Genomic DNA, 15,382 nt, shown 5'->3' on the forward strand with positions numbered 1-15,382 from the left:
AGAAATACAAAGCTTACAAGCAAAAAAAAAGTCAGTATTTTTTTCATAGAATTACTCCTTTGTAAAATGTGGGTAATAACATTTTAACAAAATTTTCTAAAATATATAGTGCTTATTAGATAAATAATCATTGAAAATAGATAAAAATAATAAATATATAAACCTCGTTAGTCTATATAAATAATAAAAGAAACAGCAATAAGAAAAATAAAAATCTTTTAAAATATTATTTTATATTGACAATTCAAAAATGACCATGTATAGTAAAAATCAATCAAATAATCATTTTTCTTATCCAGAGAAGCGGAGGGACTGGCCCTGTGAAGCTTCGGCAACGGACATATGCACCGTGCCAATTCCAGCAAGCGATTAAGCTTGGAAGATAAGAACACGTATTTGTACATATGAAGCCATATGTCTTTGTGTCCTTCTTCTTCCATGGAGAAGGATTTTTTTATGGCAAAATTAATTTGAAAGGGGGAATTAAAAACACAGTTTAGCAGATGTACCACATATACTTAATTAAATATTGCTCTTATCAAGAGAGGTGGAGGGACTGGCCCTTTGAAACCTCGGCAGCGGACATTTTTGCACCGTGCCAATTCCAGCAAGCGATTAAGCTTGGAAGATAAGAAGACGTTTCCGTACATATGAAGTCATATGTCTTACTGTCCTTCTTCTTCCATGGAGAAGGACTTTTTTGTTGAAAAAATCGGAAGGAGATTGAACGGATGATAGAATTCCAAAATGTTTCTAAAGTGTATAACAGCGGAGGAAAGGAGATACGAGCATTAAATTCGATTAATTTAAAAGTTAATAAAGGTGAAATATTTGGCGTAGTCGGCTTCAGTGGTGCAGGAAAAAGCTCCTTAATTCGTTGTGTAAATTCACTAGAAAAACCTACTTCCGGAAAAGTCATAGTAGACGGCCATGACTTAACAACCATTAGCAAAAAGCGAATTCGCGAAGTAAAGAAAAGCATTGGTATGGTATTTCAACACTTTAATTTGCTCAATTCCAAAACAGTATATGCAAATGTAGCCATGCCGCTTATTTTAAGTAAAGTTCCTAAGGATCAAATCAAACAAAGGGTTTCAGAATTACTTGAATTCGTTGGTTTAGGTGACAAAGCTCAAGTCTATCCTGATCAACTATCCGGCGGCCAGAAACAACGCGTAGGCATAGCGCGGGCTTTAGCAACACAGCCTTCAATTCTACTTTGTGATGAAGCGACCTCTGCTCTAGATCCACAGACAACGGGTTCCATATTGGAACTCTTGAAGAAGATTAACAAAGAGTATGGGATTACGATTTTAATGATCACGCATGAAATGGCTGTAATTCGAGAAATATGCGACAGAGTGGCTGTGATGGAAGCGGGGAAAGTGATCGAGGAAGGAACAGTATTTGATATCTTTTCCGCGCCGAAAACTAACACTGCTCAAAACTTTGTTAGTACCGTAATGCATGATCAAATTCCACCATCAATTCTCAATATGATGGAACGCAAGCAAGCACTAAATCATATTTTCCATATTACGTTTGTCGGCGAGTCTACAGGCAGTCCTTTTTTATCACAGTTATCTAAAATTCTCGATGTGGAAATCAATGTGCTATTCGGCAATATTACTGAACTGCAAGGTATTCCTTTTGGCAAACTGATTGTTGAAATCCAAGGAGCCGATACGGAAGTGAAACGAGCATTATCATATATGCAAGCTCAACAAATTCTTTACAAGGAAGTGGTAGCACATGCTAGTTAATTCTGAACAAATCATTGAAGCGCTCATTCAAACTATTCAAATGGTTGGTTTTTCATTTATCTTTTCAATCATTATCGGCCTTCCGCTAGGCATCCTGTTATTTGTCACTCGTAAAGGACAGATCATTGAGAACCTTCCAGTATTCACGGTTTTAAATGCAGTGATCAATGTTTTCCGATCTGTGCCCTTTATTATTTTGCTCGTAGCCATCATCCCAGTTACCCGGCTCATTGTCGGAACATCTATTGGAACATCTGCAGCTATTGTTCCACTAGTCTTCTACGCAGGCCCTTACATTGCTCGATTAGTTGAAAGCTCGCTACTAGAGGTTGATAAAGGTGTTTTAGAGGCGGCAGATGCTATGGGGGCTACTCCATTTCAGACAATTTTCAGGTTTTTACTGCCTGAGGCTCTTAGTTCACTTATTGTGAATTTTACCATCGCGACAATTGGTCTGATTGGCGCATCGGCTATGGCAGGAACCGTAGGCGGCGGTGGTATTGGCGACTTAGCCATAACGTTCGGCTATCAACGTTTTGATACGACCACCATGCTAATTACCGTAGCCATACTAATTGTTTTGGTTCAGGGGCTACAGTCATTTGGCAACATTTTATCGAAAAAAATAAGAAGAGGTTAATCTAAGGAGGAAATTAAAATGAAAAAATGTTTACTATCCATTCTTGTGCTGTCACTAGTTATTTTTACGGCAGCCTGTTCAAGCGAATCCAGCGGGAAGGAGGCAGATGGAAAATCAAAAACATATAAAATCGGCATTACGGGGACAGATACGCAAATTTGGGATTATGTAGCGAAAAAAGCAGCTAAAGAAGGAATCAAAATTAAGCTTGTATCTTTTAATGATTACGTACTTCCAAATACAGCGTTAGCAGATGGTGAGTTGGATGCCAATTCATTCCAAACTGTTGCTTATTTTGACCAATTTATTAAAGAACATAATCTTAAACTTGTTCCAATTGCTACAACATGTTTAGCACCAATGGCTGTTTACTCAAACAAATTGAAGGACATTAAAGATATCAAAAAAGGTGCAAAGATTGCTTTGCCAAATGATGTTTCAAATCAAGGGAGAGCCCTTTTATTACTACAGCAGGCTGGCCTTATAAAATTAGTAGATGGTTATGATGGCTTAGGTTCTATTAAAGATAGTGTTATTGAAAACCCTAAAAAAATTGAGCTTATTCCTACTGCTCCTGCTCAAATACCGAGAGCATTAGAAGATGTGGATGCAGGCGTTATTAATAATGGTATTGCTCGAGATGCAAGCCTTAATCCAATCAAAGATTCAATTTTCCATGAGAGCGAGACAGCAATTGATTATCTGAACATTATCGCAGTGAATGACAAAGATAAAAACAACAAAACATTAAAACGAATTGCAGAGTTATACCAAGAGGAAGATACAGCGAAATTTATCAATAAAGAATATGGCGGCACACTGATCCCAACATTTGTACCATTGAAGAAAATAGGTTGGTAGAAAGATTGTTGCTAGAAGTTTAATAAAATATGAGGAGAATCTAATATGACACAAGTACTTATACATTTAAGTGAGGCAATAACTACCAATGTTGATGTTAATCAAGGAAGGTATATTGAAACAAGCCACAAGATTCATAATAATCCAGAGATCGGAAATGAGGAATTTTTTGCTTCTGAAGAATTAACAAACCTTCTCCAAGAAGAAGGTTTTGCAGTAGAGAGAGATGTGGCTGGTCACAAAACAGCATTTGTTGCTCGCTATAAATCTACTAAACCAGGTCCATCAATTGCTTTTTTAGCTGAATATGATGCTCTTCCTGGAATCGGTCATGCATGTGGGCATAATATTATTGGAACCATGAGTGTTGCTGCTGCTATCAGTTTAAGCAAAGTGCTGGATGAAGTTGGTGGAGAAGCGGTTGTCTTTGGTACACCTGCTGAAGAGGGAGGACCAAATGGAAGCGCGAAAGGTAGCTTTGTGAAACACGGATTAGTAGAAGGAATCGATGCGGCAATGATGATTCATCCCCAAGGTGTAACCAATCTAACATCGCCTTCGCTTGCAGTAGATCCGCTTGATTTCGAGTTTATCGGCGCAGCGGCGCATGCAGCAGCAACCCCTGAAAAAGGTATCAATGCACTGGATGCTGTTATTCAATTGTTTAATGGCATTAATGCCTTACGGCAACATGTGACAAGCGATGTTCGAATACACGGCATTATTACACATGGAGGAGATGCGCCGAATATTGTTCCTGAATATGCAAAAGCTAGATTTTTCATTCGAGCAGCAACAAGAAAAGGATTGAATGAAGTAACCAAACGTGTAAAAGCTATCGCTGAAGGAGCAGCCCTCGCAACTGGGGCTAGACTTAATATTATTGGCTTCCAAAATGAAGTAGATAATCTGTTGCTTAATGATACATTCAATGCAGTGTTTAAAGATGTAATAGAAGAATTAGGGGAAAAGGTAGCTGGTGGACGCGATGGAATCGGCTCTACAGATGCAGGTAATATCAGCCAGGTAGTCCCTACTATACATCCATATATTAAAATTGGTCCAGATGATCTTGTACCTCACACGATTGAATTTAGAGAGGCTGCAAAATCTAAAAAGGGTGATGAAGCGTTAATTAAAGGTGCTAAAGCACTTGCTCTTACAGCATTACGCTTGATAACTGAACCTTACTTGTTAGATGCAATCAAAAAAGAATTTAACCAGAAAAAAGCAGACGAAGCAGAATAGAACTAAAAACCCCTCAGTAATTAGCTGAGGGGCTTTATTTTATCTAGATACAGAAAATTATTATTAAGGATGATAAACTATAGCTAATTCATTTGGAAAACCACTCTATTTGTTTGGAACCTTACATAGTAAATTATATAAGGAAAGAGATGATTATATGATAAATGGACAAAATGAGATAATTAAACATCATCAATATGCTATAGAATTTGTGCGATCATTGAATAATTTAAGAGAAGAGAAATGGAGGATGAAAATAGAAGAAGGGAAATGGACTGTAGCAGAAATCATTGGACATTTAATTCCTTGGGATGAATTTGTCCTAAATAATCGTTTACCTTACCTATTTTCAGTTCAGGAACTTCCAATAGGGCCGGATGTAAAAACATTAAATGCTACATCTGCTGGTAAAGCTAGAGAACAAGAAAAAAAGGTAATTATAAACGACTTTATTTCAGTAAGAAGTGAACTTCTTCAAAAAATAGAGGGAATTCCAGATACACGTTGGAATGAAGAGATAACTATTGGACAAACAAAGCTAAATTTATATGATTATTTTAAAGGTCTTGCAGAACATGATCTGCATCACTTCAATCAAATAAAATACAAAATTAACCAATAATGAGCTTAGGGTGGGGATATCGCATCCTTTTTTATTTTGTACAATTGAATAGTTAAACATAACCAATATTTATATACCTCGTCAGTCCATATAAAAAATATAAACACTACAATAAGAAATATATAGTTTTGATATTACTCAGGTTTTATTGTATTTCTGAACAATTTTTTATATTTAAGGTTTAATTAAGGTTTAGATTAAAACAGTGTAAGGTAGGCCCTTTATAATCTGAAATGTAGTCATTAAGGGAGGACATTTCAATGAAAAACATCTTATCCGCAAAAAATGTTCAAAAAGTGTATGGGACAAAAGGAAATCAATATAAAGCATTAGAGGATATTGACTTTAAAATAAATGAAGGTGAATTTATTGGTATCATGGGTCCTTCAGGTGCAGGGAAATCTACATTGCTGAATATATTTTCTACCATCGATACACCCACTTCAGGAGAAGTGATCATCGCTGGGCAAAATATTGTAACCATGAAGGAAGAACAGTTATCAGATTTTCGACGCAATAACCTCGGTTTTATTTTTCAAGATTATAATTTGCTAGATACTTTAACAGTAAGGGAAAACATCTTATTACCTCTGGCATTGTCCAAAGTGTCTCCAAATATAATCGAAACCCGTGTAAAAGAAATAGCCGAAACGTTTGGTATTCAAGGAATACTTGATAAATATCCATATCAAATCTCTGGCGGGCAAAAGCAGAGAACAGCTGCTTCAAGAGCAATGGTGACAAAACCAAGTCTTATTTTGGCGGATGAGCCAACAGGGGCTTTGGATTCAAAATCTGCTACTGATTTACTGGAAAGTTTAACAGCTCTTAACGAGCAGAATCATTCAACCATAATGATGGTCACACATGATGCCTTCGCAGCAAGCTTCTGTAAACGCATTTTATTTATCAAAGATGGAGGAATCTATGCGGAAATTCAAAAAATGCAACTTTCCCGTGAAGAATTCTTTCAAAAAATACTAAATGTCCTTGCTTCTCTTGGAGGTGGACAATAAAATGACGCTATTTAGCATCGCCCGAAAGAATATTCGAAAAAACTTTGCTAACTATTCTTTGTATATAGGCTCAATGATTTTTAGTATCATCATTTACTTTACCTTTGTTTCTTTAAAGTATGACCAATCAATACAAGAAACCACAGAATCATCCGATAAAATTAGCTCAGTCTTTAATGGTGCTTCCATTGTGCTAATCATATTCGTTGCTGTATTTATTTGGTATTCAAACTCATTTTTTGTGAAGAAACGTAAGAAAGAAGTCGGTCTCTACTCTTTACTTGGAGTTCGCAAGAAGCAAATAGGCCGAATGCTATTTTACGAGAATTTTATTATGGGTCTCATTGCTTTAGTGTTCGGCATTATCCTTGGTTTGTTCCTGTCAAAGGTTTTTGTCATCATTTTAATGAAAGTAATGGGATTTGAAGCCATTGGAAGTCTAGCTATTTCTTCTCAAGCAATAGTAAATACGATTATCGTATTTTTACTGATTACCGCTGTTACATCAATACACGGATATCGATTAATTTATCGGTTTAAATTAATTGAGTTATTTAAAGCGGAGCAAGAAGGCGAAAAAGAACCCAAGTCGTCTGTAATCACTGCCATACTTTCGGTTCTCTTAGTTGGGATTGGATATTGGCTTGCACTACAAAATATTTTAGTGTCTGAAGTATGGAGGAAAATTGGTTTTTTGGTAACACCAGTTATCATCTTAGTCACAGTTATTTTGGGTACGTATTTGTTGTTTAGTACATTAACGGTTTATTTATTAAAACTATTAAGAAAAAATAAAAACCATTTTTGGAATGGCATCAATTTAATCAGTACATCACAACTACTATACAGAATAAAGGGAAATGCACGTACATTAACAATTATTGCTGTTCTAAGTGCAACTACATTAACTGCGGTTGGAGCTGCTTATAGTTTATATTATAACAATCGTAGTAATGCAGAAATAGTTAATCCTAATAGCATGATGTTTATTGCTAAAAACAAGAATGTATCTCAGCAGATCGAAGGGCAGGTATCGGGAGCTAAAAATCATAAAATTGTCTATCATGAGACGTTGCCTACAATCATGTTGGATGTCAATATAACCAATCTCCATAACAACAATTTACCAGATGAAATGGAATACAGCATTATCAACAACAAAACCTTTAACCAATTAGCTAAATTACAAAAAAGAGATGAATCTTTATCATTACAGGGAAATGAAGCAGCTGCACTAGAAGCTGGCTATTCAGAAGATTTCTCACCCAAGTATGTTGGAGCATCGATTCCTTTAAAAGTGAATGATGAAAATGAGAAGATTACCTTCAAAAACTTGAAGAAATATAATGTGTTAAATACACCTACAGCAGGTATGACAATTGTAATTAGTGATGAACTATTTTCAAAATTTGCAAGTAACACAAAACTAGTTAATATGGAAGTTTACAAGATAAGTAATGAAGAGGATGCCAAAGTTTTAACAAAAAAAGTAGAAAACTTGTTACCACCTGAAGCAAATTTCTCAAGTTTCTATTCAAATTATGCCCAAGGTTTGGAATCAACAGGTTTAATCATTTTCATTGCAGGATTTTTAGGTTTAGTATTCCTAGCAGCAACAGGAAGCATTATCTACTTTAAACAATTAACGGAGGCTACCTTAGATAAAGATCGTTATGCAATTTTACACAAAATTGGTGTAAACAAAAAAGAAGTGAAAAGGTCCATTTCAAAACAAATCTTATTCATTTTTGCATTGCCATTAATAGCAGGTATTGCTCACTCTATCGTGGCATTAACCATGCTATCTAAGTTAATGCAAACAAATTTGATGATCCCTGTCAGCATCTGTATAGGCGCATATGTTTGTATTTACATTGTCTATTATTTCTTAACAGTAAGGAACTACTACAAAATAATCATTAAATAGAAAAGAGGAAAAATCATGAAAAAATTAATTGGATTTATTGTAGCAATTGTCATTATAGTCGGCGGATTAGTTATTCTTCAGAATGTTAACTTCAATAGGGTAGGAGCAGAACAGTACTACACTCAAATTACTGGAGAAGGAACGATGTTAAAAGATAAAGATGATAATGGTAAAACATATGTATCTTATGAGTATAAACTCCCCGCTTTTGACAAGGATGGTAAAGCTAAAACATTAACATTTACTGCTCAAAAGCAGCTTCGGAAAAATGCTTATTTAACTTTATTTGAAAAAGATGATAAAGGTGTTACTTCATATCAGGAAGTAAAAAAAGGCGATATTCCCAAAAAAGCTAATGAGATGTTGGTAAAATAATTATTATGAAGGAATCCTTATGAAAAAGGATTCCTTTTTACTATAATATAATAAGCAAGACAAGTCTGGAGGTCATATAACGTGGCAACAAATAATAAGATTCTAATCATTGATGATGAGGAAGATATTTTACGCCTCATCAAAACCGTACTAAAAAAAGAAGGAATTGAAAACGTCATAACGGCAACTACTTCTAAAGAAGGGTTGGAACAATTCCAAAACAATAATCCAGATCTTGTTATATTGGACATTATGCTACCGGATGGTGAAGGCTATGATGTCTGTAAACAAATCAGAAATATTTCCAAGGTACCTATTCTATTCTTATCAGCTAAAACGGAAGAAATAGATAAGATATTGGGCTTTGCCATTGGTGGGGATGATTATATTACAAAGCCATTTAGCCCTAAAGAGCTTGCGTATCGCGTTAAGGCTCATTTACGTCGCACAGAATACATGAAGTCTGAAGCAATAGTAGAGAGAACATTCAAGGCAGGTCCATTTGAATTAAACGAAGAAAAGGCAGAGTTGAAAAAGAATGGGCAAGTGATTGAATTGAAACCAAAAGAACTTGGCTTAATGAAGGTTTTCCTACAAAATAAAAACAAGGTAATTAGCAAAGAACAGCTTTATGATTCAGTATGGGGAGAAGATTTTTTCGGGATGGATAATACAGTCATGGTTCATATACGTAGGCTTCGTGAAAAAATCGAAGAAAACCCTTCTCAACCACAATTTCTGATGACCGTTAAAGGCTTAGGTTATAAGCTGGTTATAGAGGAAGCATAGATGAAGTGGAAGCTGACAGGAAGATATTTATTATCTATTGTATTGGTAGTTATTTTAATTATTTTCATTAATCTATTCCTTGGGATTGGTATGCTAATAGCACAGAAAGCTTTTGGTGTTCCAATTTTTCAAAATCATGAAATATCACCCGAACAATTCACAAGAACCTTTAATAAAGAAATCATCACTCATAAGCAAGCAGCTACAATTTCTAAAGATGGACAAAAGAAATTAGAAAAAAAGAATGCCTGGATTCAAATCTTAGATGAAAACGGCAAAGAGGTATATGGGTTTAGAAATCCTCCGAATAGTAAGAGAAAGTATATACCTGCGGATATTATTCAAATGTATAAATATAAAGAAATAAATGGAAAAACAGTCGTTTATGTAGGGGAAAAGAATATAAATGGACGCCAGTTTAGCTATTTGATAGGAATTGAAAATCAACACTTAGATCGCCAATTTATCTCTTACAACAATCAAGATATCATTAGATTATTTAATATTGGGACAATTATTTTCCTTGTAGATATCTTAATTGCGTTAATGATCGGCTATTTCTTCAGCAAAAGGTTAACACAGCCATTATATACCTTAATTGAAGGTATCAAAAAACTCGCTAATCATGAATTTAATCACCACGCTAAGCCAAGAGGATTATATAAAAATGTTTTTTATAATTTAAATCATTTAGCTGACCAGTTAAAGTTAAGTGAGAAAGAAAGGAAAAGACTCGATTTAATGAGAGAGGAATGGATTTCCAACATTTCTCATGATATTAAAACTCCACTCTCCTCCATTCAAGGCTATGCAGAAATGATGAAAGATAAAGATTATACTTTTTCTACTGATGAAATAAGGGAATATGCAGGAATAATTGAGGAAAAGTCAAGATACATTAAAGACGTCATGGAAGATTTAAATTTATCAACTAGATTAAAGAACAAAGAACTTTCCTTGAACAAAAAAGAAATGAATATTGTTGCTCTTTTGCGGACAATTGTGATTGATATATTGAATGACCCCAAATACGGGAACCGACAAATACAATTTTATGTTAATCAAGAGGTCATAATGGAAGAAGTGGATGAAATTCTTTTCCGAAGGGCAATTAATAATCTAATTTATAATGCTATCGTTCATAACAATGATCATGTGAAAATAGAAATAAGCATTGATAAGAAAGACCATACACATATTTTGATTAAAGATAATGGAAAGGGTATTAAAAAGCAGGAGCTAGAAAGGATTTTTGATCGCTACTATCGGGGTACAAATACTGGAGCTGCACATAAGGGGTCTGGACTAGGAATGGCGATTGCACATGATATAATAAAAGCCCATGACGGACAAATCACCATTCAAAGTGAGATTGACTCCGGCACATCGATTGAAATTAAAATATAACCTTTTAATTGTTTCTCTAAAAGGCATAAGCTGTAAGGGCTTGTGCCTTTTATTATTAATTATTGTTGTCCTACTCAACTATTAAAGATTTAGAATGAGGATGATAATATTTAAAAAGAAGTGGTATGATAAATAAAGTTTAAAGGACTTGATAAGGAGCTTACATATGGCATTTACTATTTTATTAATCGAAGATGATACGTCAATATTTCAACTAATAAAACAGCAATTTACAAAGTGGGATTTAAACGTGAAACAGCCTGAAAATTTCAAGGATGTCATGCATTCATATCATGAAATAAATCCCCAGCTTGTTTTAATTGATATTCAGCTTCCTGCATACGATGGATTTCATTGGTGCAGAGAAATTCGTGCTATTTCTAATGTACCAATTCTCTTCTTGTCATCTCGCGATCAGCCCATGGATATGGTGATGGCAATGGGAATGGGAGCGGATGATTATATTCAAAAGCCATTCCATATGGACGTTCTACTAGCAAAGGTACAAGCTATTTTACGAAGGACCTACGCTTATGCAGAGGAAGGAGAAAAAGATGAGTATGTAATATGGAATGGAGCATCAATCGATTACGCTTCTAGCACTGTTACATACCAAAACCAAACCGTTGATTTAACCAAGAATGAGCAATCGATATTGCGAATTCTATTAAAATATAAAAACCAAATTGTCTCTAGAGATGATTTAATGCGTGAGCTTTGGGATGATGAACGATTTGTCAATGACAACACACTGACGGTTAATATTAACCGATTAAGAGGAAAACTAGAACAATTGAACCTGGCGGATGTGATTGTAACAAAAAAAGGGCTTGGTTATATGGCGATTATAAAGGACGTGTCCTAATTGTTTTTATTTTATCTAAAAGATCGGCTTCCTTGGATTCTATTTTTCATAGGCTGCTTAGTATGGATTAATTTTTTAATCTACCTAGATACAGGCTTTAAGCTGATATCCATCATGTATATAAATTTAACGACAATCTTCCTTTTCCTAGTGTTTTTGTTGTGGCGTTACTTTAGAGAATCTATTGCCATTAAGGAAATGGATGAAGATCTTAGCGAGTATCAGTGTATGAATGATATATTTCTCGCTAGAATCAAGGGAATGGAACGGGAGTTTGAGCATTATCAAAATGAACTGAATATAAGAAGATTGCAAGAGCGCGATGAGCATTTAGCATGGATCCATGAGGTGAAAACGCCTCTCACAGCAATGAAACTTATGATTGAAGATTTGCCAAGAGAATATCAAAAACCACTTCAAGTTGAATGGCTCAGAATTCATTTACTTCTAGATCAAACGCTTCATACTTTGCGACTGGCTGAAATCGAGCAGGATACTATGATGCAGCAGATAAACCTTTCATCTGTTATTATGCTTGAAGTAAAGGAGCTACAATCCTGGTGCCTTGCGAAAAATTTGGCTATTGAAGTAGAGGGTAATGAAGAAAAGGTTTTAACAGATCAAAAATGGTTATCCTTTTTGCTAAGACAAATACTAACCAATGCGGTGAAATATAGCCATAATGGAGATGTTATTACAATCCGTATGTCTACTGACGAAAAAGGACATAAAATACTGTCCATTGAAGATACTGGAGAAGGGATTGCTCCTTCTGATTTACCTAGAATTTTTGATAAATCCTTTACAGGAACGACGGGACGAAAGCAGAGCGCATCAACAGGAATGGGCCTTTACCTCGCAAGGAATGCGGCTATTAAATTAGGAATTAATCTAGCTGTACAATCTTCAATAAATGAAGGGAGTACGTTCACACTTACTTTCCCGACATCCAATCCTTACTTGGAAACCATAGCAAAGTGACATTTTTGTCACTTTGCTTTTTTAAATGTCACGTCAATCGAACGATTATTGATCAAGAGTTTTGTAAAATATAAATAGTTAATCAGGAGGCGATAATATGGAAATTTTAAAAGGACGTAAAATCAAAAAGATATATGGAAAAAAACAGTCTGCACAAGAAGTGTTAAAGGGGATTGACTTAGATGTAGAAGCAGGGGAATATGTTGGGATCATGGGGCCATCAGGTTCTGGGAAAACAACGCTTTTAAATGTACTCTGTTCAATTGATAATCCTACCCAGGGGACAATAGAGATCAATGGGCAAATGCTACAAAAAATGAAATCAAAACAACTTGCTTCATTTCGCCGTACTGAGATGGGTTTTATCTTTCAAGATTACAACCTTCTAGATACGCTAACAGTTAAGGAAAATATCTTACTTCCACTCGCGGTTGGTAAAACAAATGAAAAAGAAGCAGAAAACCGGTGCCAAGAATTAGCTAAGCAATTGGGGATTGTAGATTTATTAAATAAATACCCAAATGAATTATCAGGCGGCCAAAAACAACGTACAGCAGCAGCTCGTGCGCTAATTATTAAACCGAGTATTGTATTTGCAGATGAGCCCACAGGCGCACTTGATTCAAAAGCTGCTTCGTCTCTATTAGAGAACTTAGCATCTTTAAATAAAACAAATGGTGCAACTATTATGATGGTCACTCATGATCCAGTCGCTGCTAGTTACTGCAGCCGCGTTCTTTTCTTAAAAGATGGACAAATTTACACACAATTATATAAAGGCGACAAAAAACGCACGCAATTTTTCCAAGACATCATGCATACGCAAGGTGTTCTAGGCGGTGATGGCTATGAAGATTAGTACATTAATTCTTCGCAGCATGCGAAAGAACATTAAACATTACTATCTCTATTTTTTCGCATTAATTTTCAGTTCAGCCCTTTATTTTTCATTTGTGACATTGCAGCACAATGATGCGATTGATCAATTAACTCAGTCAAGCATAAAGGCAGGCGCAGGCTTTAAAGTAGGCGCTGTTATGCTCGTGGTTATTGTCTTTTTCTTCGTCTTCTATGCGAATCAGTTATTTTTAAAAAGACGAAGTAAGGAAATTGGATTATACCAAATTGTTGGAATGCCAAAGTCAACAATCTCTTATATTCTTGCACTTGAAAACTTATTGCTTTGGGTGGCTGCCTTAGTAGCAGGCATTCTAATCGGGTTCCTATTTTCACGTTTCTTTGCGCTAATTTTCTTGAAGATTATACATGTTGATGGATTAGTAATGCTAGATTTTTCATTCATAGCACTAGTCCAAACACTAATTGTTTTTGCTGGATTATTTATTATTGTATTGATTCAAACAACATGGGTTGTAAATCGTTCAACGTTGTTACAGTTATTCCATACAACAAGTAACAGTGAGCAAAAAATGAAAAAGATGAGTCCAATTCAACTCATTTTAGGTGCAGTAGGCCTAGCAGCTATTGTGTATGGGTACTATTTATCAACTACCATTTTTAATATAAACGAGAGTGCAAACGAAAACACATTATTTATCAAAATGGGAGTCGTATTGGCTAGTGTCATTATTGGTACTTATTTCGTCTTCCGTTTTTCTATTGCTTTAATTATGAATGCCATTCGCAGCTCTAAAAATGGACATCTCTCATTAAAAGATGTCCTGGCTGTTTCGCCCATTATGCATAGAATGAAAAGTAATGCATTGTCATTATCAATTATTACGGTCTTGACGGCACTCGCGCTTACAGTTCTTTCTCTATCGTCCATTACCTACTATTCAATAGGGGCACAAATAGAGCAATATACTCCCTATGATATGAGTGTTGTCAATGATGAAGGTAGTGCTTTTGAAAAATCACTACAAGCAAAAGAAATCAATTATAGAACAGATCATTATGAATTATTAAATGTCCCTATCGATTTCACACCAGTGATGAAAAATGAAGAAGCAAAACAAGCGAGCAAAGGTAATCAGTACTCTGATACAATTGTTCTAAAAGAAAGTGATGTAAAGAAAAAATTACCTTCTATTAGCTTAAATAAAAACGAAGCTTATATACTGGGTTACAACTCCATATTCCAAAAAATAATGCCATTAGAAATCGGTAACCAAATGAAATTAAGAGTAAATAATTCGATTAAACATTTGAAGTTAATAGGGGTTGAAGCAAAGAATAGTGTCCCTTCAGAAATAACATATGGCGGAAAAAAAACAATTGTACTGTCAGATCAGTTGTTTAATCAAATTAAGACTAATAAACAAATTCTTAAACAAACAGGCTGGCGTACCTATACTGGCTACACGATTATTAATAGTGAACAGATGGATAAAGCCATTTCACTTTATAAAAAGTCAACAAAAGGTGGTATTTTCACATCACATAGTAAAGGGGATTTTTCTCAGGAAGAACAATTTTCCATCAAGAGCGAAACATACAAGCATTCTCTAGAAAATATTGGATTACTCATTTTTGTGACTGGCTTCTTAGGACTAGCATTCTTGCTTGCGACGGGCAGCATCCTCTACTTTAAACAGATGACAGAAGCAGAAGAAGAGCGGGAATCCTTTAAAACTCTTCGTAAAATTGGTTTTACGACAGACGAAATCATGAAAGGAATACGTCGCAAGCAACTCTTTAGTTTTGGCATCCCACTAGTTGTTGGTGTTTGCCATAGCTACTTTGCAGTAAAATCTGGTTGGATGTTATTTGGAACAGAATTAGTAATCCCACTAGTTGTAACGATTGGCATCTATATTGTTCTTTACTCTATCTTCGCTATCCTTTCAACAAAATACTATCGTAAAATTGTCAACGACAGTTTACCTCAATAAAAAACAACAAAAGGCAAAAGCTCTAAGAGCTTT

At 35.1% G+C, this 15,382-nt stretch carries 14 protein-coding genes and 2 riboswitches; all 14 genes read left to right on the plus strand.

All coding sequences use genetic code 11. The annotated features are described in order from the left end of the window. Window positions 1–288 precede the first annotated feature (288 nt). A riboswitch (SAM riboswitch) is annotated at window positions 289–389 on the plus strand. A gap of 143 nt (window positions 390–532) precedes the next feature. Beyond that, window positions 533–635: riboswitch (SAM riboswitch) on the plus strand. A 96-nt stretch (window positions 636–731) separates the two neighbouring features. After that, window positions 732–1,763, plus strand: coding sequence for a methionine ABC transporter ATP-binding protein (locus tag F0527_RS07910; RefSeq protein ID WP_150284414.1), 1,032 nt, complete (start codon window positions 732–734; stop codon window positions 1,761–1,763). After that, a complete protein-coding gene (locus tag F0527_RS07915; RefSeq protein ID WP_066787149.1) occupies window positions 1,753–2,403 on the plus strand; it encodes a methionine ABC transporter permease in 651 nt (216 codons plus the stop codon). The genes F0527_RS07910 and F0527_RS07915 overlap by 11 nt, the downstream gene beginning before the upstream one ends. 18 nt (window positions 2,404–2,421) lie before the next feature. Further along, window positions 2,422–3,264: a MetQ/NlpA family ABC transporter substrate-binding protein gene (locus F0527_RS07920; protein WP_150284415.1), complete on the plus strand. Its 843-nt coding sequence runs from the start codon at window positions 2,422–2,424 to the stop codon at window positions 3,262–3,264. A gap of 45 nt (window positions 3,265–3,309) precedes the next feature. Further along, a complete protein-coding gene (locus F0527_RS07925; protein WP_150284416.1) occupies window positions 3,310–4,512 on the plus strand; it encodes a M20 family metallopeptidase in 1,203 nt (400 codons plus the stop codon). Window positions 4,513–4,669: 157 nt separating this feature from the next. Next, the gene (locus F0527_RS07930) at window positions 4,670–5,134 is read left to right on the plus strand and encodes a DinB family protein (RefSeq protein WP_066787155.1); all 465 of its coding nucleotides are present in this window, start codon (window positions 4,670–4,672) and stop codon (window positions 5,132–5,134) included. A 260-nt stretch (window positions 5,135–5,394) separates the two neighbouring features. After that, window positions 5,395–6,150: an ABC transporter ATP-binding protein gene (locus F0527_RS07935; protein ID WP_066787158.1), complete on the plus strand. Its 756-nt coding sequence runs from the start codon at window positions 5,395–5,397 to the stop codon at window positions 6,148–6,150. Between the two features lies 1 nt (window position 6,151). After that, window positions 6,152–8,077: an ABC transporter permease gene (locus F0527_RS07940; RefSeq protein WP_150284417.1), complete on the plus strand. Its 1,926-nt coding sequence runs from the start codon at window positions 6,152–6,154 to the stop codon at window positions 8,075–8,077. Window positions 8,078–8,092: 15 nt separating this feature from the next. Further along, window positions 8,093–8,452 carry a YxeA family protein gene (locus F0527_RS07945; protein WP_150284418.1) on the plus strand — a complete coding sequence of 120 codons (360 nt, stop codon included), beginning with the start codon at window positions 8,093–8,095 and terminating at the stop codon, window positions 8,450–8,452. 81 nt (window positions 8,453–8,533) lie between these two features. Next, complete coding sequence (locus tag F0527_RS07950) at window positions 8,534–9,241, plus strand: response regulator transcription factor (RefSeq protein WP_150284419.1); 708 nt, start codon at window positions 8,534–8,536, stop codon at window positions 9,239–9,241. Next, complete coding sequence (locus F0527_RS07955; RefSeq protein WP_150284420.1) at window positions 9,242–10,648, plus strand: sensor histidine kinase; 1,407 nt, start codon at window positions 9,242–9,244, stop codon at window positions 10,646–10,648. A 166-nt stretch (window positions 10,649–10,814) separates the two neighbouring features. Next, window positions 10,815–11,513: a response regulator transcription factor gene (locus F0527_RS07960; RefSeq protein ID WP_150284421.1), complete on the plus strand. Its 699-nt coding sequence runs from the start codon at window positions 10,815–10,817 to the stop codon at window positions 11,511–11,513. Then, window positions 11,514–12,494 (plus strand): sensor histidine kinase, encoded by a 981-nt coding sequence (locus tag F0527_RS07965; RefSeq protein WP_150284422.1) that lies wholly within the window; start codon window positions 11,514–11,516, stop codon window positions 12,492–12,494. Window positions 12,495–12,591: 97 nt separating this feature from the next. Further along, the gene (locus F0527_RS07970; protein WP_150284423.1) at window positions 12,592–13,353 is read left to right on the plus strand and encodes an ABC transporter ATP-binding protein; all 762 of its coding nucleotides are present in this window, start codon (window positions 12,592–12,594) and stop codon (window positions 13,351–13,353) included. Further along, entirely contained in the window at window positions 13,343–15,349 is a 2,007-nt protein-coding gene (locus F0527_RS07975) for an FtsX-like permease family protein (RefSeq protein WP_190323412.1), read from the plus strand. Before F0527_RS07970 ends, F0527_RS07975 begins: the two co-directional genes overlap by 11 nt. Window positions 15,350–15,382: the final 33 nt, after the last annotated feature.

This window comes from Rummeliibacillus sp. TYF-LIM-RU47 (genome assembly GCF_008638315.1).
GTDB classification, from domain to species: domain Bacteria; phylum Bacillota; class Bacilli; order Bacillales_A; family Planococcaceae; genus Rummeliibacillus; species Rummeliibacillus stabekisii.

Excerpts from the sequence above, each read along its gene's own strand:
- F0527_RS07910 (WP_150284414.1), top strand. The coding sequence starts at position 732 with ATGATAGAATTCCAAAATGTTTCTAAAGTGTATAACAGCGGAGGAAAG.
- F0527_RS07915 (WP_066787149.1), top strand. The coding sequence starts at position 1,753 with ATGCTAGTTAATTCTGAACAAATCATTGAAGCGCTCATTCAAACTATT.
- F0527_RS07920 (WP_150284415.1), top strand. The coding sequence starts at position 2,422 with ATGAAAAAATGTTTACTATCCATTCTTGTGCTGTCACTAGTTATTTTT.
- F0527_RS07925 (WP_150284416.1), top strand. The coding sequence starts at position 3,310 with ATGACACAAGTACTTATACATTTAAGTGAGGCAATAACTACCAATGTT.
- F0527_RS07930 (WP_066787155.1), top strand. The coding sequence starts at position 4,670 with ATGATAAATGGACAAAATGAGATAATTAAACATCATCAATATGCTATA.
- F0527_RS07935 (WP_066787158.1), top strand. The coding sequence starts at position 5,395 with ATGAAAAACATCTTATCCGCAAAAAATGTTCAAAAAGTGTATGGGACA.
- F0527_RS07940 (WP_150284417.1), top strand. The coding sequence starts at position 6,152 with ATGACGCTATTTAGCATCGCCCGAAAGAATATTCGAAAAAACTTTGCT.
- F0527_RS07945 (WP_150284418.1), top strand. The coding sequence starts at position 8,093 with ATGAAAAAATTAATTGGATTTATTGTAGCAATTGTCATTATAGTCGGC.
- F0527_RS07955 (WP_150284420.1), top strand. The coding sequence starts at position 9,242 with ATGAAGTGGAAGCTGACAGGAAGATATTTATTATCTATTGTATTGGTA.
- F0527_RS07960 (WP_150284421.1), top strand. The coding sequence starts at position 10,815 with ATGGCATTTACTATTTTATTAATCGAAGATGATACGTCAATATTTCAA.
- F0527_RS07970 (WP_150284423.1), top strand. The coding sequence starts at position 12,592 with ATGGAAATTTTAAAAGGACGTAAAATCAAAAAGATATATGGAAAAAAA.
- F0527_RS07975 (WP_190323412.1), top strand. The coding sequence starts at position 13,343 with ATGAAGATTAGTACATTAATTCTTCGCAGCATGCGAAAGAACATTAAA.